The sequence below is a fragment of the Virgibacillus ihumii genome, assembly GCF_902726655.1.
In the GTDB taxonomy this organism is placed as follows: Bacteria; Bacillota; Bacilli; order Bacillales; family Amphibacillaceae; genus Lentibacillus; species Lentibacillus ihumii.
This window is the reverse complement of record NZ_CACVAN010000001.1, coordinates 2,305,068-2,326,529: the sequence shown is the minus strand read 5'-3', so window position 1 is coordinate 2,326,529 and position 21,462 is coordinate 2,305,068. Positions and strand designations below refer to the sequence as shown.

Here is a 21,462-nt window from a genome sequence, read left to right as displayed (position 1 = left end):
CAACCGCACAGGCGGAACATCAACTGCATGAGCGAAACATCAACCGTACGAGCAAAACATCAACCGCACGAGCGAAACATCAACCGCATGAGCGAAACATCGACCGTACGAGCAAAAAAAAAACACCCGTATACGATTTAAGACGGTGCTAATACCAGTTTTTTTGAAACCGAATGGCATGTAAAAACGTACTACATGAAAGATGAAAACCACCTTCAGATAATGTATCATAGTAGAGGATTAATACATAGGCAGAGGAGTCCAGCAATGCGAAAAGTGCTTTTATTCATAAGTGCAGCGGCTTTAATCAGTGTGCTTGCTGCTTGCAATCAGGACGATCAAACAAGTGGAAAAAAAGAAGAGAAGGTTATACCAGTCGAGACAGCTGGAGCAGTCAAAGATGATCTGGTTGTTGAAAAAGACATTTACGGCCGGACTGCACCGGTACGTACGACTCCGGTTATGGTGCAAACTCCGGGGGAAATCACCGAGCTGGAAGTCGAAAATGGGGATATGGTTGAAACGGATGACTTGATTGCAACGATTGAAACTGCGAGAGGAAGTCAACATATTTATGCTTCCGCGGATGGTGAAATTGCCAAATTGAATGCCAGTGAAGGATCGATGGTGTCCAACTCTGAACCGCTTGCGGTTATCGCTGATATGAGTTCGATGGAGCTGTCGTTTACGGTAACCTCTGGGACACAGGATCTTTTCAGTGAAGACGATACATATACCGCTGAAATCGATGGAAAAAAATACGAGGCGGAAATTACGTCGATAAGCTCGATGCCGGATGATACAGGTCTTTATCCGGTAGAGGCAACGATTGACGAGGCAAGTAACAATATGCTGGCAGGCATGGTCGCGGTTATGCAGGTACCGGAAAAAACAGTAAATAACACGATTATTGTGCCGACTGAAGCGGTCATGACCGAAAGCGGGCAATCATTTGTTTATACCATTCAAGATGGAAAGGCAAGCAAAGTCAACGTAACCATTCAGGAGGTCCAATCGGATAAGACTGCCATCAAAGGCGATGTTGAAAAGGGTGATGAAGTCGTAACGGACGGCCAACTGACCTTGACGGAAGGCAGCAAAGTTGAGGTAGTGAAAGCGGGGAATCAGTCTTGAAGCTTGTAAATACATCGGTTAAACGGCCTGTCGGCGTCATTATGATTGTACTCGCAATTATCGCGCTGGGTATCGTTTCAGTAAGGAATTTAACGATTGATCTGTTCCCTAAAATTGAATTGCCTGTCGCAGTTGTCGCAACAAATTATGGCGACGCTGCACCGCAGGAAGTGGAAAATTTAATCAGTAAACCGATTGAATCATCAGTCAGTTCTGTTGAGGGAATTGAAACGGTTCAGTCACAATCCCAGGCAGGTTCGTCCCTTGTAATGATGATGTTCAACAACGGGGTGGACCTTGACCAGGCAATGATTGACGTTCGGGAAAGCATTGATCAGGTGAAAGGCATGCTCCCTGAAGAAGCGGGCGACCCGAGTGTTTTACGATTCAGTCCGGATCAGATGCCGGTTATGTGGGTCGGCCTTACTGGCGATGACGCGGCAACACTGACCCAAATCGCCGAAGACCAGATCGTGCCATTTTTTGAACGGCAGGGCGGTGTGGCATCCGTTACCGTCGAAGGAGCCAAGGAACGCGAAATCCAGCTTATCCTTGACCAGGCAAAACTGAAGCAGTATGGGGTGTCAGCACAGACAATCGTTCAGTCGCTGAATAACTCCAACCAGTCAGCATCGGCTGGTGTTGTTGAAAAAGGAAATAAAGACCTGCAGCTCCGCGTCACCGGCGAGTTTGAGTCTGTTGACGCGATTAAACAAACGATTGTTCAAACCCCGTCCGGCGCAACGATTCATATTGATGACATTGCACAGGTAAAGGATACATACAAGGAAGAGTCCACCAAAACGCTGGTAAACGGTGAGTCTGCCATTGTCCTTTCCATTATGAAAAAGACGGACGCCAATACGGTGGAGGTTGCTGAAAATATCAATCAGGGCATGACTGAAATTGAGGGCGAAATACCGTCTGACGTTAATTTAAAAACGATTATCGATACATCGGAATTCGTGAAAATGTCGATCAACTCTGTTGTGCAAAATATTATTATCGGTGGAATCATTTCGATTTTTATTTTGCTCCTCTTTTTAAAAAGCATCCGGGCGACGATTGTTATCGGCTTGTCTATTCCAATCGCGATTATCTCGACGTTTGCGCTGATGTATTTTACCGGCGAAACATTAAATGTCCTGACGCTCGGTGGTCTGGCGCTTGGCATCGGGATGATGGTCGACAGCTCGATTGTTATTTTGGAAAATATTTATTCATACCGGAAAAGCGGTTATTCATTATTTGACTCGTCGACAAAGGGTGCATCCGAACTTGCACCGGCTGTTATTGCATCAACGACAACAACACTGGTTGTATTTTTACCGATCGTGTATGTCGAAGGAATCGCATCAGATTTGTTTACACCACTGGCGTTGGCGGTTTCATTTTCACTGATTGCATCCTTAGTGGTTGCCGTTACACTTGTTCCAATGCTGTCGTCAAAATTACTGTCAAAAGCAATGGAAGAGGACGGGCGGCGTTACTGGTTTGACCGTCTGCTCGGCCGGGTTAACAATGGCTACCGACGTGTTTTGAAATGGGTGCTTGGTCACCGGAAAACAACGGTTGGGGGTACGATTTTAGCTATTGTCGCGAGTCTGGCGCTGATACCGCTGATTGGGGCGGAGTTCATTCCAGCCTCGGATCAGGGACAAATGGAAATCAGCGTTGAAGCGCCGCCTGGAAGCACGTTGGATTATACGAATCAGATCGTCGAACAAATCAATGGCGAGCTGGAAGGATATGAATCGGTCATCGAAACAAGTTACGTCTCAGTTGGAGGCGGCGGCTTTGGCATGATGGGTTCCAGCTCCAATCAGGCGACATTCACAATGCAGCTGATTCCGTCAACGGAACGATCGAAAACAACGAAAGACATCGTGCAGGAAATTAATCAGGATATAGAGCATATTCCGGGAGCTGACATAACTGTGAGTGCTGTCAGCAGCGGAATGAGCACCGGAGATCCGATCCAGATTCAGCTGAATGGGCCGGAACATCAGGTGTTGCGTGAACTGGCGGGCACTATTGTCGACCGGATTTCCGAAGTGGACGGTGTATACAATCCGACATCTGCAGCCGAACAAGGTGTTCCGCAAATGACGATTGAAGTGAACGAGGAAAAAGCTGCGATGAACGGTCTGACACAGCAGCAGATAATCAGCCAGATTCAGCTGCAGTTCACCGGTCAGGTTGCCACAAAATATCGTGAGGCCGGAAGCGAGATGAATGTAACGATGATGTTCCCGAAAGATGAGCGCAGCACCATCAGTGACTTGCAGAATATGAATGTTACATCGCAAAGCGGTGCATCCATTCCACTTGATTCTGTGGCCACTTTCAAACAAGTCGAGGGACCGGTTGTACTGCTCCGGGAAAATCAGCAGCCGCAAATGAACGTGACAAGTGATGTGGTTGACCGTGACCTGGCAAGTGTCGTCACCGATATTGAGGCGGAACTTGAATCGATGAACTTGCCGGAAGGATACAGTTATGAAATCGGCGGGCAGGCGCAGGATATGGCTGAATCATTCACTGATTTGTCCATTGCCCTGATTTTTTCCATATTCCTGGTTTACGCGGTAATGGCCGTCCAGTTTGAAAATTTCCTGTTCCCGTTCATTATCATGTTTTCACTGCCAGCAACGGTTGTCGGTGTTTTGACAGGGTTATACATTACGGACTTACCACTCAGCATCCCGGCATTTATCGGGATCATCATGCTCGCCGGCATCGTCGTCAACAATTCGATTGTACTTGTTGATTATATCAATATTTTACGCCGGAAAGGTATGGATCGTTATGAGGCAATACTTTCTGCCGGACCAAGCCGACTGCGTCCAATCCTCATGACGACCTTAACAACGATTCTGGCGATGATACCGCTGGCACTCGCACTCGGGGAAGGCGCCGAAATGCAGCAGCCATTGGCCGTCACGATTATTTTCGGACTTGGTATCTCCAGCATTTTCACATTATTGCTGATCCCGGTCGTCTATACATTGCTGGATGATTTGACCGGAAAAATCACCCGGCGTAAAAAAAAGTTGTAAAAATTTGCTCCCTGCTGTTTCGGCAGGGAGCTTTTATGAAGGTGAAATACTGATAAAAGTTATAAAGTGACTGATAAATATATAAACATGACTGATAAAAGTTCGGAAGTGACCGATAAACATGTTAAAGTAGCTGATAAATATTCGAAAGTGACTGATAAACGAATACGGCACGAAAAGCTAAACAGACGGTACATTCAACGGAATCTATTTAAAAAGCAATAAAAAATTCCTGCTGTTTTTACCGTAATATGCTAAGATGAAAAGAAAGATCGACTGAAGGAGAAATCATCATGGTTCTTACACTTCCACGAGTTTTGAAGTTTATAAGCGGAGGCGCTGAAGGATTTTTAGGGATTCCCGTAATCGGGGAAGCCTTTATCATCACGACCAACTGGGGTGCCCTGATCATCATGTTTATTGTGCATCTGATGACGTTTCTGATCGCACGCAATGAAGGAGGAAGTGTTATCGGAAGTCTAGTCGGCATGCTTGCATCGGTGGTAGGATATTTCGATGCCATTATGGGGATGTTTCTGCATATGGCTGCGGCACTGACCCTTCTCATAAATGCGTTTTTTCGGGAAAAATAATTCGCAGCATGCCTATTTGAGGAACGTTACTTTTTTAAACAATTGGTTGGCGACTTCGGTAAACATTAAGCCAATCGCAATCCCGCCGGCTAGCAGCATGACTTTTGCTGAAAATTGCACGGCGGTAAAATAATCATTTTCCACAAAATGACGCATGGCTTCGTACGCCACACCACCAGGTACGAGCGGGATGATGCCTGAAACATTGAATACAATGACAGGCATTTTAAACGTCTTGGAGCAAACCTGACTTAGAACACCCGCTAAAATTGCCGCATATATGGTGGCGGGCACATCATTCATTTCGTTCAAGGTAAGAAAATAGTACAGAATCCAGGCTGCCATTCCGACAAAACCGCACTGCACAAGCGCATTACGCGGTGCGTTAAACAGCACACCGAAACCGGCCGATGCGATGAAACTTGTTATGAGATGTGCAAGAACCATCATTTGTCATGCCCCTTTCTAAAATGCAAAAATCACGGCAACCCCGGCACCGATTGCAAATGCAGTCAGTACAGCCTCCGTACCCTTCGATAAACCTGCAACCAAGTGACCTGCCAGCAAATCACGCACAGCATTCGTAATGTGCAGTCCCGGCACGAGCGGCATCACCGCGCCAATGATAATCCGATCCAGGTTAGCGCCAAATCCAATATTAATAAAAATAAATGCCAAAACCCCAATCAGCACGGACGCCAAAAAGTCAGATACAAAACTGACCGGTATCAGCCTGCTGAATCCGAGCATCGCTCCATATGAAACCCCGCCGGTAATGAAAGCGGGCAGAAAATCCGGCCAAACCCCGCCAAACATGATCGCAAACGAACCGCTGACAAATGCTGCAGCAATGATTTGGGCCCAGACCGGAAATGAAAAACTGGCCGTATCTATTTCCTGCAATCGTTCCAATGCTACATTCATCGTGACCTCACCGGCAGTGATTTTCCTGGAAATGCTGTTTACTTCAGCAATCTTATGCAAGTCAGTGGCCCGGTTCGAAACCCGGATAAAGTTCGTCACCCCGGCAAAGTCTGCTGAAAAGTTGATTCCCGTCGGTGTCGCATAGCTCTGTGCATTTTTGAGACCATATGCGTACGCAATCCGGTTCATCGTATCCTCGACCCGATATGTTTCCGCGCTGCTTTCCAGCATGATTTTTCCGGCAAGCATACACACTTTCGCAATCAGAATGTCATCCCGCACGGCAGACACCACCTTTCCTGTACATATTATAAGTGGAGCGGAGCAATTTGGAAAGCCATCGTGCTCCGTTTTGAAAAAATCGCGGCAGTTTTTTCCCTTGTTTGCAGTAAAAAAAGACACCCGGGAAAAGGGCGTCCAATCAAGCTATTTTTCATATAAAATCGTTTGTGCAATCCCGATAAAATACTCCGATTCATCAATGATATGGTTGATGACAACTTTGGCCGTCTGATTGTTGGCAGCCGCCTCGCTCTCGGTTTTCACCTGTCTGCAAAACTGGATGAACGCCACACTCTCCTGCAGACAGAACGACACCAGATCAAGCACCTGCTGATACAGCGCCGGTGCAACTTTATTTTTGCTCCTGACTACCGATTCAATGAAGCGCTTGACATGCTGATGCGTCGTGTTCAGCACTTCCTCCCAATGCTTCAGGGCATCAACGTATTCCTGCTCCAGATTCGGCATCAATTCCCGCATGACCACTGTATGTTCCGACTCCTGCATTTTCCAAAACTCCGCCTCATCCAGCACCCGAAGTGGCATTTGACTCCCGTAATAGTACTGCATATCCCCAGCCTCCTGATGTAAAAAATTTATGTCCAATAAAATGTATGCTTGTGCGGGTTCGTTCATGCTTGATTATAAAAGACGACTAGAAAATAAGGGGAGGCTGCCTGACTTGTAGAATCGGCGGATATCGACCGTACGAGGGCGAACATCAACTGTATGAGGGTGAACATCAACCGTACGAGGAAAACATCAACCGCACAGGCGGAACATCAACCGCACGGGGAAAACATCGACCGTACAGGCGAAACATCAACCGTACGAGGAAAACATCAACTGTATGAGGGTGAACATCAACCGCACGAGCAAAACCACAACCGCTGCAAGCAATATATCAATCATCCAATAGATACCACCCATCGCAACACAATCACGCGTCAAAGGGCCTCAAAAACCAGCAATACCAGAAACTGCTCGCTATCAATGTTAGCCATTTTAAATTTTCTCTTTACAAACATTTATAAATCCAATATTATAATAGTGAGTAATCACTCACAAAAAATGCATTTATTAAAAAAGGAGGTTCATCACATGTCAACCTTCATCGAATTGAAAAACATTGCACACCGTTATAATAAAGAAACCGTATTGAGAGATGTGAATCTGAATATTCCGGAAGGGCAGCTTTTTGGGCTGCTCGGGCCATCCGGGTCGGGAAAAACAACGCTGGTTAAAGTACTGATTGGGCTGCTGACGCCCTCACATGGCACAACCAAAATCGATAATGAGCAAATGCCGTCATTCAGCCTCATGCAGCAAATCGGCTATATGGCCCAGGCGGATGCACTGTACAGTGAATTGACAGCACGGGAAAACCTGCATTTTTTTGCAAGCATTTATCGTATTCCAAAAAAACAGCAGAAGGAGCGAGTCAAGGAAGCTGCTAAAATCGTCAACCTGACCGACCACCTTGATAAAACATTGGAGAAATTTTCAGGTGGGATGAAGCGGCGCATGTCATTGGCAGTTGCACTTCTTCACGAGCCGAAACTGTTGATTCTCGATGAGCCGACGGTCGGGATTGACCCGGTTCTTCGTGCATCCATCTGGGAGGATTTGCGCGATATGCAAAAAAGAGGCACGACGATTGTCATCACCACCCACGTGATGGACGAAGCAGAAAAATGCGACAGCCTTGCACTTTTACGCGATGGTTATATTATCGCACATGGAAGTCCCGAAGAATTAAAGGAAAAAAGCAGCACGGAAACATTGGAAGAAGCGTTTCTGAAGTTTGGAGGTGCACACCATGCGAATACTGGCCATCGTTAAGCGCATCATCCAGCAGTTTTTGCGGGATAAACGAAGCATTGCACTCATGATGGTTGCACCGTTGTTGGTCATGACACTGCTTTGGCTCGTGCTGGATATGGAACAGTATGAACCGACTATTGCAGTCAGCGGCGTACCTTCACAAATGCAGACCATCATGGAAGATGAGGATACAACAATCACTGCAATGAGTGAATCGGAAGCGACAGATGCACTCGAAAATCAGGAAATCGATGCATTTCTGAATTTTTCTGAGCAAAAATTAATCATGGAAGGAAGTCAGCCATCTGCGACATCTGCAGTTAACCGAGTGATTAGCCAGGCGGCAAAGCAACTGAATCCAAAAGCACCGGACTTTGATGTAGAATTCATGCACGGATCAGCCGACTTGAATTTATTTGATAACACCGGTTCCGTTCTGATTGGGTTTTTCGTTTTCTTTTTCGTATTCATCATCGGTGGGGTATCGTTTCTCCGCGAACGCACGCAGGGGACGTTGGAGCGGCTGTTGGCAACACCGCTGAAGCGCTGGGAAATCGTCGTGGGCTACCTGATAGGGTTCGGCATTTTTATCATTATTCAATCAGCCATCGTTGCGGCATATTCCATTTATGTATTGGGCATCTACATGGCGGGTTCTTTTGCAGCAGTACTCGCAATAACTCTGCTGCTCGCAATTACAGCTTTGAGTCTGGCGACACTCTTATCGGCTTATGCGAAAAATGAATTTCAAATGATTCAATTTATCCCGGTTGTCATCGTACCGCAAGTATTTTTCTGTGGCGTATTCCCGATTGAGTCGGTTGAGTGGATCGATGCCATCGGAAAAATTATGCCCCTGACGTATGGTGCAGATGCGTTGGAGGCCATTATGATCCGCGGGCAGGAGTTATCGGCAGTATTACCTGAAATCGGTGTTTTGGCCGGCTTTTCCATCATTTTCATTTTGCTGAACATTACCGCCCTGAAACAACATCGCACTTTATAAGAACAGGAGTGAATACCATTGACAGATATGCTGGAACTATTGCGCAATGAAAAAAATATGACCCGCAAACAAATTGAGATTATCCAGGCCGCCATTGAACTGATTTCTGAAAAAGGCTATTACAATACGTCAACAAGTGAAATCGCTAAACGGGCCGGGGTGGCAGAAGGTACCATCTTCCGTCACTACAAAACAAAAAAAGACCTGCTCGTCGAAATCGTCACACCGGTTATCACCAATTTTGCTGCACCTATGTTTGCTGAAAAATTTGTGGATCAGGTGTTCAGGAAGGACTTTGCCCATTTCGAGGATTTGATGTATGCATTTATTAAAAACCGTTTCGAATTCGCTCAGTCCAATCTTCCGTTAATCAAAATTGTCATGCAGGAATTGGCATTCCATCAGGATATCCAGGATGCTTACAAAAAAGAATTCAGCGGGAAAGTCTATCCGGCTTTCAATCAGACCTTGAATTTTTATAAAGAAAAAGGAGAGTTGCGGGATCTGCCAAACGAAACGATTATCCGCCTGATCGTCTCATCCATTATCGGATTCATGATAACCCGCTTCATCCTGCAGCCGGATAAAAACTGGGATGATGAAGGGGAAATTAAGCAGCTCATCTCGGTAATAATGGGCGGTGTAGGGAAAAGAAGCTGAAAGGGAGCGGTTGGGGCTGGTGTATTCGATCGAGGATTCCCCTAACTCGATCGGGAACCACTTCTACTCAATCGGGAAGTCCTCCAACTCGATCAAGATTCCACCTCTAATCAATCGAGCAGCCCCTTCTACTCGATTATTCGATAAGCCCCAACCACTACCCATATTCTGTCGGAAAATCATCCGTCAGCATCATATTCCGCCCCTGCAACCATACTTTAATTTGCCACCCGTACCATACATTCGGTATAATTTAAGTCAGTAAATCAACAATGTTCGACAAGTAGATATTTTAGGAGATAAATTATGTTTAATTATACTGACCTGGCGATAGCGTTTGCTATTTCGCTTGTTTCAACATTCCTGCTGACATATCCAGTCAGAAAACTTGCATTAAGACTTAAAGTGGTTGATTTTCCGAATCACCGTAAAATACATAAAAAAGTGACACCAAGATTGGGAGGTCTGGCTACTTTTCTTGGTGTGTTTTTGGGATTGCTTTATCTGCAGCCCCATCATGAGCACCTTCTCGAAATCACACTTGGAGCTATCGTAATTATTCTGACCGGTGCGCTTGATGACAGGTTTCAGATCCGGCCGGTCGTGAAGCTGGCAGGCCAGTTGATTGCAGCATCATTTCTGATTTCATCCGGGCTTATTATCGAAAATATTACCATTCCGATTATCGGCCTGATTGATCTTGGTTTCTTCAGTGTGCTGATCACGATATTGTGGATTGTCGGTATTACTAATGCGATTAACCTGATTGACGGCCTGGATGGACTTGCCACCGGCGTAACGACCATTGCGCTGATCAGTATGTTTGTAATGGCGCTCATTGATATGCAGAGCATTCTGGCCGCATTTATATGTATTGTTCTGATAGGCTCAAATCTTGGTTTTCTGTTTCACAATTTTTATCCCGCAAAAATTTACATGGGGGACACCGGCTCCAATTTCCTTGGCTATATGCTGGCCGTGGTGTCAATCCTAGGGTTGTTTAAAAATATTGCCCTGTTCAGTTTCATCATTCCCGTAATTGTTCTGGCAGTACCGATCTTTGACACAGCATTTGCCATCATACGGCGGGCGTATAACAAGGAAAATATTATGATGCCTGATAACAAGCATGTCCATTATCAGCTGCTTGCCAAAGGGTTCAGTCACCGGAAAACAGTTTTGATTATCTATGCATTCAGTATACTATTTGGTGCGATGGCTATCCTATTTTCCAAGGCATCCCTGTTCACGGCGCTGGTGATTACATTCTTTGTGCTGGCTTTGATTCAGTTGCTTGCCGAAGTAAGCGGTGTTGTCTGGGGTGGTAGACGGCCGATAATTGATACAATACAACGAAGATTCAATCGAAAGGAAAAAGATTCCGGAAAGGGGAACAAAAATGGCGCATATTAAAAAAGCGATCATACCCGCAGCAGGGCTGGGGACAAGATTTCTCCCCGCAACAAAAGCGATGCCCAAAGAAATGCTGCCGATCGTGGACAGACCAACCATAGAATATATTGTTGAAGAGGCAATTGAGTCGGGTATTGAGGACATCATTATTGTGACCGGTAAAGGGAAACGAGCGATTGAGGATCACTTTGATAAGTCATTTGAACTTGAAGATAACCTGCTGAAGAAGGAAAAATTCGAAGTATTGGAACGGATACAAGAAAGCGCTAAAATCGACATTCATTACATCAGGCAAAAACAACCACAAGGGCTTGGTCATGCGATTTGGTGTGCCCGTAAATTTATCGGAAACGAGCCATTTGCAGTATTGCTTGGCGACGATATCATTCAAAATGATAAGCCCGGACTGAGTCAGCTTATGATGGAGTTTGAAAACACAAAGTCATCTGTGATTGGTGTAAAAAAAGTTCCCGAAGAAGAAACACACCGATACGGTATTATTGACTCAATGGAAAGGTTCGGCAAACTTCATCAGGTCAAGAGTTTTGTGGAAAAGCCAGAACAGGGTAAAGCACCGTCAGATCTCGCTATCATAGGCAGATACATTCTGACACCGGAAATATTTGATTTTCTTGACGACCAGAAAATTGGTGCAGGCGGAGAAATCCAATTAACCGATGCCATCCAGGAACTCAACAAAATTCAGCGTGTATTTGCTCTGGAAATAGAAGGAAACCGTTATGATGTCGGTGAAAAACTCGGATTTATTAAAACAACCCTGGAGATTGCCCTATCACGTAATGATTTGCGCGAGCCTATGATGCAATATTTGGAAGAGCTTCGTGAAAAGCTTTTGAAATAGAACAAAATCTGTAAAAAACAAGACGCAACCATTCACACGTCTTGTTTTTCTTTATTTTGACGCAAATTTTAATCTAAGATTCCATTCATTGGTTCATAATGCTGAATTATTACCACTAACCCGACGTACACTAGTAAAGGAGCTTTTGTGAAAGTTGTCGATTTTTGATATTTTAGAGTGGTATATAAATAAGCGTACAGAAGGAGACGAAGCATGGAAGAACGACAGACATTGAAAAAATCACTGAAGCCACATTGGGTATGGGCGATTGCGCTTGGATCCTCAATTGGCTGGGGTGCGTTCGTACAGCCGACAACGTGGATGGAAGGCTCCGGACCGCTTGGCGTCATCATCGGCTTCTGCATCGGCGCACTTCTTATGATGCTCATTGCCGTAAGTTACGGTTTTTTGATAAAAAGTTTCCCGGTATCAGGCGGTGAATTTGCCTATGCATTTATCAGCCTGGGGCGGACACATGCCTTTATTTGCGGATGGTTTTTAACACTCGGGTACATATGTATTGTTGCTTTAAACGCTTCCGCATTCTCATTGATGTTTAAATTTGTCTTCCCGCCGTTGATTGAAAACATGCATTTATATCAGGTTGCCGGCTGGGATGTTTATTTTACGGAAATTCTCATTGCGTCCGTTACGCTGGCTGTTTTCGGATATTTTAATATTAAAGGAACCGGTTTGTCCGGTCAGATGCAGTTTGTATTCTGTTCGATCATGGTTATTGGTGTGATAGCCATTACATTTATGGTTGGTATACAGCCTGGAGCGGGACTGGATAATGTGGCACCGCTGTTCCCGACAGAAACAACTGCATTTGCAGCGATTATTTCGATTGTCGCGATTGCGCCATGGGCTTATGTTGGGTTTGATAACGTCCCGCAGGCAGCTGAGGAATTTCACTTTTCATCCAGAAAAGCATTTATGTTAATCATTTTGGCTATTTTCTTTGCTGCTTTGCTGTACAGCCTGATGATCATTGCTACTTCAATGATTGCACCATGGCAAGATCTGATTGCCCAAAATGCGGTATGGGGAACAGGGGCGGCTGTTCAGGACTTGCTTGGAACAATGGGATTAGTCATTCTGATGGTAGCCCTGACGATGGGGATTTTTACCGGTCTGAACGGATTCATTATCTCATCAAGCCGTTTATTGTTTGCCATGGCACGTGCGAAAATCCTACCGGAGTCATTTTCCAAATTGCACTCCAAATATAAAACACCGTATGTTGGTATCATTTTCACAGTTATTGTCGCAATGCTCGCACCATGGTTCGGCCGTGAAGTGCTTGGCTGGGTCGTTAACATGTCATCCATCGGCGTAACGATTGCGTATTTCTACACATGTTTTACGGCATTTTCATTATTTAAATGGTCCAAAGGCCGTGAGTTTAATCCAAAGAAACATGTTGTTGCACCATTGAAAAAAACATTAGCCGGACTTGGCATGATTGCAGGCCTTACCTTTTTGGGACTGCTGCTTATTCCCGGTTCACCGGCAGCATTAGGTATGGAATCCATAATTGCCCTGATTGCCTGGATCGCACTCGGATTCATTTTTTATCTGACGAAACGCACTGAATTTAACAGTATTCCAAAAGAAGAACTGAATTACCTGATTCTCGGGAATAAAAAAGTTGAGGCGGAGAACAGGGGATAAAATCCGAAACGTGGTACACACCGTAAACATGGTGGTGCCACGTTTTTTACGTTCTTTTAAAAGTGTATTACAAATCTCAATTTAACGTTTTTAGCATCCAGCTTTTAACGATGTGTTCCGAAGAATTTTGATGTAGTCGAACTATTTCATTTGGAGTGTGTCAGATATATGGTTTTCAGCTCGCCTGTTTTTTTATTTCTATTTCTCCCAATCATGCTGCTCACCTATTTTCTTGTGCCGCGCGCTTTGAAAAACTATTGTCTGCTTGCCGGCAGCCTGTTTTTCTATGCATGGGGTGAACCGGTATTGGTTGTGATCATGCTGTTGTCAATCGGCATGAACTATCTATTCGCGCTGATCGTTGATGCAAGAAGGGATTCGTCCGCGCAATTGAAGTGGATAATGGCGGTAATGATTGCAGCCAATCTTGGCATTTTGATCGTTTTTAAATATGCGCAGTTTCTGATTGGGAGCCTGAATACGTTACTGTCGATATCCATTGAAATTCCGGATATTCCACTCCCAATTGGTATCTCATTTTTTACATTTCAGTCGATTAGTTATGTCATTGACGTTTATCGTAAAGACGGTGAAGCACAAAAAAACCCTTTTAATGTAGGGCTTTATATTTCCCTTTTTCCACAGCTGATCGCGGGGCCTATTGTCCGTTATCAAACGATTGCAGCTCAAATTAAAGAACGGCGGGAAACGATTGCAGGATTTGCATATGGAATTCGGCGGTTTATTATCGGACTTGGAAAAAAGGTAATCATCGCAGACAGTTGCGGCAGCATTGCGGATCAGATTTTCGCCCAAAACCCGGCCGATCTTTCCTCGGGGCTGGCTTGGATCGGTATCATTGCCTATACATTTCAAATCTACTTTGATTTTTCGGGTTATTCCGATATGGCAATTGGCCTTGCAAGAATGTTTGGATTTAACCTGTTGGAGAACTTCAATTACCCGTATATTTCAAAATCGATCGGTGAATTTTGGCGTCGCTGGAACATATCACTTGGGTCATGGTTTCGTGATTATGTCTATATCCCGTTAGGAGGCAATCGAAAAGGGGAAGTGCACACTTACATCAATTTGCTGATTGTCTGGACGCTGACCGGGGTATGGCATGGAGCGGATTGGACATTTGTTCTATGGGGTACCTATAATGGCTTATTTATTATGCTGGAGAAAGCGTTTCTCGGAAAAATGTTAAAACAGTCCAGTCGGGTGTTTGCGCATGTCTATGCAATGTTTGTTGTCGTGACGGGCTTTGTGTTCTTTCGGTCCAACTCGTTCTCGTATGCTTTTTCCTATTTGGGCTCGATGTTCGGGTTTAACGGCAGTGGCAGCTGGGGGATAGATGCATCTTTTCAGTTGGCTGAGAATGGCATCATTCTGGTTATTGCGCTCATTGCATCTACTCCTTTATTGAAAAAGGTTTGTGCATCGTTGGAAAACAAGGCAAAACAGTCCAGTAATCTTCGTGCAGCAGGATATCGCTTTGCGGCAACGGGAAGTTATTCGATTGTATTGCTTATGTCCGTTGTTTACATGATTTCAAATACATTCAATCCATTTATTTATTTTCGCTTTTAAAGCTCAGCAGCTGGAGGGTTTACGAATGAAGAAGCATCAATTCAGTGATGTCATGATGATCGTTTTTTTCCTGCTTTTAATCTTTTTATTCGGAGCAGGGACATTGGCAACTCCTGATAAAGAAAAATCCACGGTGGAAAATCGGGAACTTGAACAGCGGCCGGATTTGTCACTTAATCGGATGATTTTCGGCGATTATTTTCAAAAATTCAATGACTATTTCAGTGATCAATTCATGCTGCGGAATAAATGGATTCAGGCAAATTCCAAGATCGAAAAGAACGTATTAAAAAAAAGGGTTGTCAATAATATTTATGTGTCGAAAGACGGTTATCTGATTGAACCGATAAATAAACAAAAAACCAGTCCAAAGAAAGCAGCGGGAGCGGTTAATTCATTTACACGTCAATTAAATAAACAAAACGTTGATGTTTACTTCGGGCTTGTTCCTCATAAAACAATCATGATGCAGGATAAACTGCCGAAATACTTGAAAAGCCGCGGCAGTAAAATGTCGGACAAAGTGATGCAAAACTTTTCGGATCGAGTTCACGCGATGGATTTGCGCTCAGCGATCAAAGGGTACATGGATGAGCAGGATATGTATTTTTACACTGACCATCATTGGAAGCCGAAAGCAGCCTATTATGCGTATAGATCGGTTATCAATACGATGGCAAAAAAACACCCGGATGTTGGCAAGCCGATCCCGAAAGATCAGTATACATGGAAAGACAGCAAAAAGCGATCTTTCGGAACCTATGCACGTAAAACCGGGAAGGCGTATGTTAAGAAAGCGGACCGGATCCCTGTTGTAAAGCCGAAATTTGAGGAAAAGCCATATACGATTTGTTCCAAAGGTTCCTGTGACAAGAAATTTTATGTGAAAAAGTATCTGAAGTCCGATAAAGTATTTGCCCCGCGCTACAAGGCGTACTTAGGGGGAAGCCTGCCAAAAGTAACGGTTGATAATCCGAATAAGCCGGATGGACGTAAGTTGTTAATATTAAAAGATTCTTATGCACATCCGATGGTTCAGTTTCTTGCCCGTAATTTTAAAGAAATTCATATGCTTGATCAGCGTCATAATGATATCAATGTTTATAAGTATGTAAAGAAGCATGACATTGACGATGTTTTGTTTATTCATAATGTGAATACATTCATCAATAAGAAGTCGGTCAGGGATTTTAAAGGCAAGAAATAGGGTGCAGTGCGAGAACGAACACAATAAGCGCAGTAATGGGGCCCAATTACTGTGCTTATTTTGATTAAGCAGGTTTTATATCCAATGTCACGACACGGCCGCCCAATGATGCCCAGTTTTTCTCAAAAAGAGTACGGTCATAATGTTCCTCACGACAGATAACGGACGACAAGCAGACCAATAAAAACAGGACAAAAATCGTGGTAATATTTTACTTTTCAACAATTTTTTTATATGATAGTGTTAAAACACTTTTGTTGGAGGTGTGATGTGGATAAGCAGAAGGCAAGAGTATGGATTATCGCTGGGAACATAGTCGGTGTTATTGCAATCATATCTATCATTTTCTTACACAATTACAACACCCAGTCTTTTGCAAGCGACGATGAAAATCCAAAAGCAGATAATCTTGAAACGGATGAAGCAGAAGCCAAGGACTCGGAAAAGAATGAATCGCATAAGTCGGATAAGGAAGTAAAGAATAAAGACAAGAAAAAAGATGAAAAGGATACGGGCAATTCCGAAGAGGGGAATGCAGATGAATCTATAGCAACCGATGGTGAAGAGGAAACAGATTCTACTTCCAATCACGAGACTGACTCAAAAAACGGAACTGACACGGAGACCGATAGTGATGGTGATGGTCTGTCTGATGCTAAAGAAGCTGCCATCGTAACAAATCCATACAGCTTCGACACGGATAGCGATGGACTGGATGATACAGAGGAATTGAATCGAGGAACCGATCCAAACTATAATGATACGGATAGAGACGGAATAAGAGACGGAGATGAAGTGGACAGCGGCACCGACCCGTTGGAGGATGAATCATATGGGTCTTATAAAACTTCAAATGAGAACGGTAACTCCAACAAGAATAATATAGAAGATAAAAAAGAAAAGAAGCAAAACGATAAAGATAAAGGCAAATCTGATAAAGAAGAGGACAAAAACAAATCTGATAAAGAGGAAAATAAAGATGAGGGCAAAACCGAACAGGAGGAGCCCAAAAAGGAAGATGATGATGGTGGAGGAAATTCTTCTGAAACCGATAAAGTGGATAAGACAGATGAACAAGGATCTGAAAATCAGGATATGAATACAAATTAAAAAAGGGAGTGTAATATTAACTGTGTAAGTAGGAATGCGTACGGTTCTTACTCACACAGTTTTTTTATTTGGTAAAATAGAATTACTAGACTAGAGGAGTGATTTTTATGGCAAAGCCGAAAAGAAATCCTTACTCCGAAGAATTAGCGAACAAGATTATTGAAGAATACCAGCCAAAGTCCGTTGAAGATATGCAGGACGCCCTAAAAGATATATTTGGACCCATGTTTGAATCTATGTTAAAGGGAGAGATGAATCATCATTTGGGGTATGAATCGAATGATAAAGCCGAAAAGGACACAGAGAACAGGCGGAATGGATATGGTAAGAAAAACATTCATACCAGTTCAGGTGCATTGGATATTCAAGTCCCTCGGGATCGTGACGGGTCATTTAATCCAAAACTTATCCCTAAACGGAAAAAGGATGTTTCGGCTATTGAAAGCAAGGTGATAGCCATGTATGCCCGTGGAATGTCCCAACGTGATATCTCCTCCACGGTGGAAGATATCTATGGTTTTTCGGTTTCCCATGACATGGTTTCGGACATTACAGACAGTGTATTACCTGATTTGGAAGAATGGCAGGCGAGGCCTTTAAGTAACTGTTATGCTTTCGTATTTGTGGACTGCATGTATACGACTATCCGGAACCAATATGAGACAAAGAAATATGCCGTCTATACGATTCTTGGCTACACCATGGAGGGAACAAAAGAAATACTTGGGCTATGGCTAAATGAAACAGAAAGCAAGCATAAGTGGATGCAGATTTTTGATGAAATCAAAGCCAGAGGAGTGGAGGACATTTTCTTTATTTCCATGGATGGTGTCAGTGGATTGGAGGAAGGAGCACAAGCCATTTTTCCAAACGTTGTCGTTCAACGCTGCATGGTTCACCTGATACGTAATTCTGTAAAATACGTTCCAAGCAAGGATTATAAGCCATTTACTCAAGCATTAAGAAAGGTATATGGTGCACCAAGTTTAAAAGCTTGTCACAGTGCCTTTGAATCCTTTAAACAACAATGGGCTGCCTATCCGGGGGCGATTGATGTTTGGATACGAAATTTTAATCATGTTGAACAGCTTTATGATTATGGAAGTGCCATACGCAAAGTCATGTATACTACAAACGCCGTAGAAAGTATCCACTCCAGCTTTCGAAAAGTAACGAAAAAAGGAGCATTCCCCAACGAGAATGCCCTGTTAAAACTATTGTTTTTACGAATTCGGGAACTGGAAGACAAATGGGATGGCGGACATCTCCGGAACTGGGCTATGGTTATGAACCAGCTTCTTGTACATGATCATTTCAAAGACAGGGTCTTAAAATATCTTGAGTAAGTTATGACTTACACACTTTATTTGACAAACCCTTAAAAAACCCCAATGAACAAAAATAGTTCATTGGAGTTTTTTTACGATTGCACCTTTACAGCAGTTTTAACATCTGCATCTTCCGTATATAAACTGCGAACAAGATTTTCGCTTGCGTTTCCTTTCGAGTATTGGTTCCACACATCAGCAAATCGTTGTATCTGCTGAAGGTTATATTTATCATTTTGTATGACGTCAATCACTTCACGGGTTGTCTCGACAACCGGCCCGGGAACCAGTTCCTCATAATCTTCCCAGAAACCGCGTGATTCCGCATATTGTTCCCGATCATACGCAAAGAAAATCATCGGTTTATGCAATAAGGCGAATTCAAAAGGGATGGATGAATAATCCGTTACTAAAATATCCGTCGTCACGAGTAAATGATTAATATTAGAATAGCTGGATACGTTCACGACAAAGCCCGGATACTTATTTTGGAAATGACCATTCACTGCCGGGTGAAGTCGAAGCATCAGAATATATTCCCCTTTGAATTCCCGATACATCTTATCGATATTTAAATGCAGCTTACTCACATTCAATTCATTGTCCCGGTAGGTCGGAGCATATAAAATTACCTTTTTGCCCTGAATTGCGGGGTATTGCTCCTCAACATGCTGTTTTGCCTGTTTTACAGCACCCGAATCAAAAAAGAAATCCGTTCGGGGTATTCCGGAACGCAATATACGACTGTTTTCAACAGCAAAACTCTCCTTGAAGATCCCTGCCATCTTTTCAGAGCCGACCGCAACATAATCAAACCGGTTGTAGACAGTCCTAAACCGGTTATAAGCTTGTGATGAACGGTTTTCGATTGATGGATCCTTTAATGCAAATTGTTTGATTGCGCCAGCTGCGTGCCACAGCTGAACACACTGAGCATTTGGTTTGAAATTTGTAACAGCCAAAAAAGCAAAATAATTGTCCACGATAACTTTTTCCGCAGTCGCTATATGATAAACAGACCGAATCCAGTCAAAAATATTGATCGTTTCGAAATCCAGTGTCATTTGTTCCGGACCAAAATCCGTTTTGCATTGGGATGTCTTGAGGACTACAACCTGATCATCCGTCTGTCTTTCCAGTTCCTTCAGTGTAAATAAAATATTATCCCCAAATGAAGCAATAAGAATTGTTTTCTTTTTCTGAGGAAAGGCTTTAAAGATACTAAAGAAAATGTAAAAGACAGAAAGGTACAATGAAATAAAAAATTCCTTAGCCATTGTTCGTCATATTCAAATCTTTTTTGATTTTGGTTGTTGAAATCCCAACGGTCCGCGGTAAATATACAACCTCGCAATAATCTTTCAGGAAGTCAAATTTACCGGTCCAGTCATCCCCCATTACAAATACATCAATATCATGTTTTTGGACGTCTTCCACTTTTTGTGCCCAGTTGCGCTCCGGAATTACCTCGTCAACATAGCGGATAGCTTCCAGAATTGCTTTACGCTGTTCAAAGCTGTAGTATGCTTCTTTTCCTTTGATTGCATTGAATTCGTCGGCAGAAATGGCAACAATGAGATAATCACCAAGTTCTTTTGCACGACGCAGAATATTGATATGGCCCGTATGGAGCAAGTCGAATGTTCCGTACGTTATTACCTTTTTCATGAAATATAACCTCCGTGTATGAGTGCGTATATAACTAATTATACTATATTCCCTTTACAAAAACTTAACAAACATTTATCAATTCTATAATACCATTATTTATTATACAATGAAGTGTCAAAAATAAAAACTTGTATTTTCTGTTAATCTTTTTAACGCAAACAAAAAGCACTATCCCGTCAGCAACAGGGCTGTCCGGGATAGTGCCGATTTCATAAAGCGTTACGAATTTTTTTTCATATACGAGTTGTAAAGTTTGTTTATTTGTTTGGAGAACTTGGCTGATTTAAGAAAGTCCTGATCTTGTGATGCTTTCAAAGCTAGTTTATACAGTTTTTTCTTGTCCTTGTCTATTTCTGTATTATTATCAAGTTCCTTCAGTGTAGTTCTGCTATGTCTGAGTGTTGGATCTATAAAGGAATCCAATTCCTCTTGCAGTTTGTTTTCATCAAATGTCCATGGCAGGCTGAAGGTATCACTAATCCGTTTTAATGTGGCAAAGCTGTCTTCTATAAAGTCATCATAGTCAATAATGATACGGTTTTCCTCAGCAGTATACTTTAAGGAAAGAAGGGTACGAATTTGCCATTGATCTAATGCAGCATCTTCTTTACGATTATATGCTCGTTTAAATGATGCGGCAACATCCACCGGGTTACGGATCATAATCAGAAAGTTGCCTTCTACATTCAACTCTGACATAATTTCCTTCCACATATCCAGACTTTCGGTGGTACGCGGGTCTTTCCAGCCCCATAACGCTGTTCCGGAAAATTCATCGATTAGCAGATTTATCATTTTTTGTTTATGCGGTAGAACTTCTTCGTAATTCGTCCATCCCTTTGGGAAAGGGTAAGCACCCAGTTCTTTTTTGATGTCTTTATGGATATTTACGATTTTTCTGTGTTCCCAAAACCCTTTAGGATTCGTCTTGTTTGGTTTTACAAAACCTTCACCAAGGTCAACGCCAATAAGATTGATGGAGCGGGATGCCATTGATGTCCCGCATCTGCCTGACCCCAGGATTGTTACTGCTTTGCTATACGGAGCTGTTCGCTTATTGTCGCTTTTTTTTAATAATGCCATTAAATATATCCTCCTAAAAATCGTACAGATTATTTT

The 21,462-nt window shown here is 43.2% G+C and carries 19 protein-coding genes; 13 read left to right on the top strand and 6 right to left on the bottom strand.

Features of this window, described 5'->3' with window-relative positions:
• The first annotated feature begins 267 nt into the window (after positions 1-267).
• The 3 genes from HUX68_RS11185 to HUX68_RS11175 all read left to right on the top strand — a co-directional run bounded on the left by HUX68_RS11185 (position 268) and on the right by HUX68_RS11175 (position 4,786).
• Positions 268-1,134, top strand: coding sequence for an efflux RND transporter periplasmic adaptor subunit (locus HUX68_RS11185; protein ID WP_174614901.1), 867 nt, complete (start codon positions 268-270; stop codon positions 1,132-1,134).
• Entirely contained in the window at positions 1,131-4,193 is a 3,063-nt protein-coding gene (locus HUX68_RS11180) for an efflux RND transporter permease subunit (protein ID WP_174614900.1), read from the top strand. The genes HUX68_RS11185 and HUX68_RS11180 overlap by 4 nt, the downstream gene beginning before the upstream one ends.
• Before the next feature lie 293 nt (positions 4,194-4,486).
• Complete coding sequence (locus tag HUX68_RS11175; protein WP_174614899.1) at positions 4,487-4,786, top strand: hypothetical protein; 300 nt, start codon at positions 4,487-4,489, stop codon at positions 4,784-4,786.
• Positions 4,787-4,798: 12 nt separating this feature from the next.
• Here HUX68_RS11175 and HUX68_RS11170 read toward each other — a convergent pair whose 3' ends face one another.
• The 3 genes from HUX68_RS11170 to HUX68_RS11160 form a co-directional block, all read right to left on the bottom strand.
• Positions 4,799-5,236: a threonine/serine exporter family protein gene (locus HUX68_RS11170; protein ID WP_174614898.1), complete on the bottom strand. Its 438-nt coding sequence runs from the start codon at positions 5,234-5,236 to the stop codon at positions 4,799-4,801.
• A gap of 15 nt (positions 5,237-5,251) precedes the next feature.
• A complete protein-coding gene (locus HUX68_RS11165) occupies positions 5,252-5,992 on the bottom strand; it encodes a threonine/serine exporter family protein (RefSeq protein ID WP_246206668.1) in 741 nt (246 codons plus the stop codon).
• A gap of 144 nt (positions 5,993-6,136) precedes the next feature.
• The gene (locus HUX68_RS11160) at positions 6,137-6,562 is read right to left on the bottom strand and encodes a DUF2935 domain-containing protein (protein ID WP_174614897.1); all 426 of its coding nucleotides are present in this window, start codon (positions 6,560-6,562) and stop codon (positions 6,137-6,139) included.
• Positions 6,563-7,093: 531 nt separating this feature from the next.
• On the opposite strand from HUX68_RS11160, the gene HUX68_RS11155 reads away from it, so the two are divergent.
• From HUX68_RS11155 to HUX68_RS11110, 10 genes are all read left to right on the top strand, one after another.
• A complete protein-coding gene (locus tag HUX68_RS11155) occupies positions 7,094-7,834 on the top strand; it encodes an ABC transporter ATP-binding protein (protein WP_174614896.1) in 741 nt (246 codons plus the stop codon).
• On the top strand, positions 7,812-8,822 hold the full coding sequence (locus tag HUX68_RS11150; RefSeq protein WP_174614895.1) for an ABC transporter permease: 1,011 nt from the start codon (positions 7,812-7,814) through the stop codon (positions 8,820-8,822). Before HUX68_RS11155 ends, HUX68_RS11150 begins: the two co-directional genes overlap by 23 nt.
• 27 nt (positions 8,823-8,849) lie before the next feature.
• Complete coding sequence (locus tag HUX68_RS11145) at positions 8,850-9,482, top strand: TetR/AcrR family transcriptional regulator (RefSeq protein WP_174616437.1); 633 nt, start codon at positions 8,850-8,852, stop codon at positions 9,480-9,482.
• A gap of 306 nt (positions 9,483-9,788) precedes the next feature.
• Complete coding sequence (locus tag HUX68_RS11140) at positions 9,789-10,895, top strand: glycosyltransferase family 4 protein (RefSeq protein WP_174614894.1); 1,107 nt, start codon at positions 9,789-9,791, stop codon at positions 10,893-10,895.
• Entirely contained in the window at positions 10,882-11,757 is an 876-nt protein-coding gene (galU, locus tag HUX68_RS11135) for a UTP--glucose-1-phosphate uridylyltransferase GalU (protein WP_174614893.1), read from the top strand. Before HUX68_RS11140 ends, galU begins: the two co-directional genes overlap by 14 nt.
• Positions 11,758-11,970: 213 nt before the next feature.
• Positions 11,971-13,431 (top strand): APC family permease, encoded by a 1,461-nt coding sequence (locus tag HUX68_RS11130; RefSeq protein WP_174614892.1) that lies wholly within the window; start codon positions 11,971-11,973, stop codon positions 13,429-13,431.
• A 168-nt stretch (positions 13,432-13,599) separates the two neighbouring features.
• A complete protein-coding gene (locus HUX68_RS11125) occupies positions 13,600-15,027 on the top strand; it encodes an MBOAT family O-acyltransferase (protein WP_174614891.1) in 1,428 nt (475 codons plus the stop codon).
• A 25-nt stretch (positions 15,028-15,052) separates the two neighbouring features.
• Entirely contained in the window at positions 15,053-16,234 is a 1,182-nt protein-coding gene (locus HUX68_RS11120) for a DHHW family protein (protein ID WP_174614890.1), read from the top strand.
• 270 nt (positions 16,235-16,504) lie between these two features.
• Positions 16,505-17,344, top strand: a complete 840-nt coding sequence (locus HUX68_RS11115) for a hypothetical protein (RefSeq protein WP_174614889.1) — start codon at positions 16,505-16,507, stop codon at positions 17,342-17,344.
• A 107-nt stretch (positions 17,345-17,451) separates the two neighbouring features.
• Positions 17,452-18,690, top strand: coding sequence for an IS256 family transposase (locus HUX68_RS11110; protein ID WP_425509501.1), 1,239 nt, complete (start codon positions 17,452-17,454; stop codon positions 18,688-18,690).
• A 74-nt stretch (positions 18,691-18,764) separates the two neighbouring features.
• Here HUX68_RS11110 and HUX68_RS11105 read toward each other — a convergent pair whose 3' ends face one another.
• The 3 genes from HUX68_RS11105 to HUX68_RS11095 all read right to left on the bottom strand — a co-directional run bounded on the left by HUX68_RS11105 (position 18,765) and on the right by HUX68_RS11095 (position 21,426).
• Positions 18,765-19,949 carry a CDP-glycerol glycerophosphotransferase family protein gene (locus HUX68_RS11105; RefSeq protein WP_174614888.1) on the bottom strand — a complete coding sequence of 395 codons (1,185 nt, stop codon included), beginning with the start codon at positions 19,947-19,949 and terminating at the stop codon, positions 18,765-18,767.
• Positions 19,942-20,340 carry a glycerol-3-phosphate cytidylyltransferase gene (gene tagD / locus HUX68_RS11100; RefSeq protein WP_174614887.1) on the bottom strand — a complete coding sequence of 133 codons (399 nt, stop codon included), beginning with the start codon at positions 20,338-20,340 and terminating at the stop codon, positions 19,942-19,944. Before tagD ends, HUX68_RS11105 begins: the two co-directional genes overlap by 8 nt.
• Before the next feature lie 222 nt (positions 20,341-20,562).
• Complete coding sequence (locus HUX68_RS11095) at positions 20,563-21,426, bottom strand: sulfotransferase family protein (protein ID WP_174614886.1); 864 nt, start codon at positions 21,424-21,426, stop codon at positions 20,563-20,565.
• Positions 21,427-21,462 lie beyond the last annotated feature (36 nt).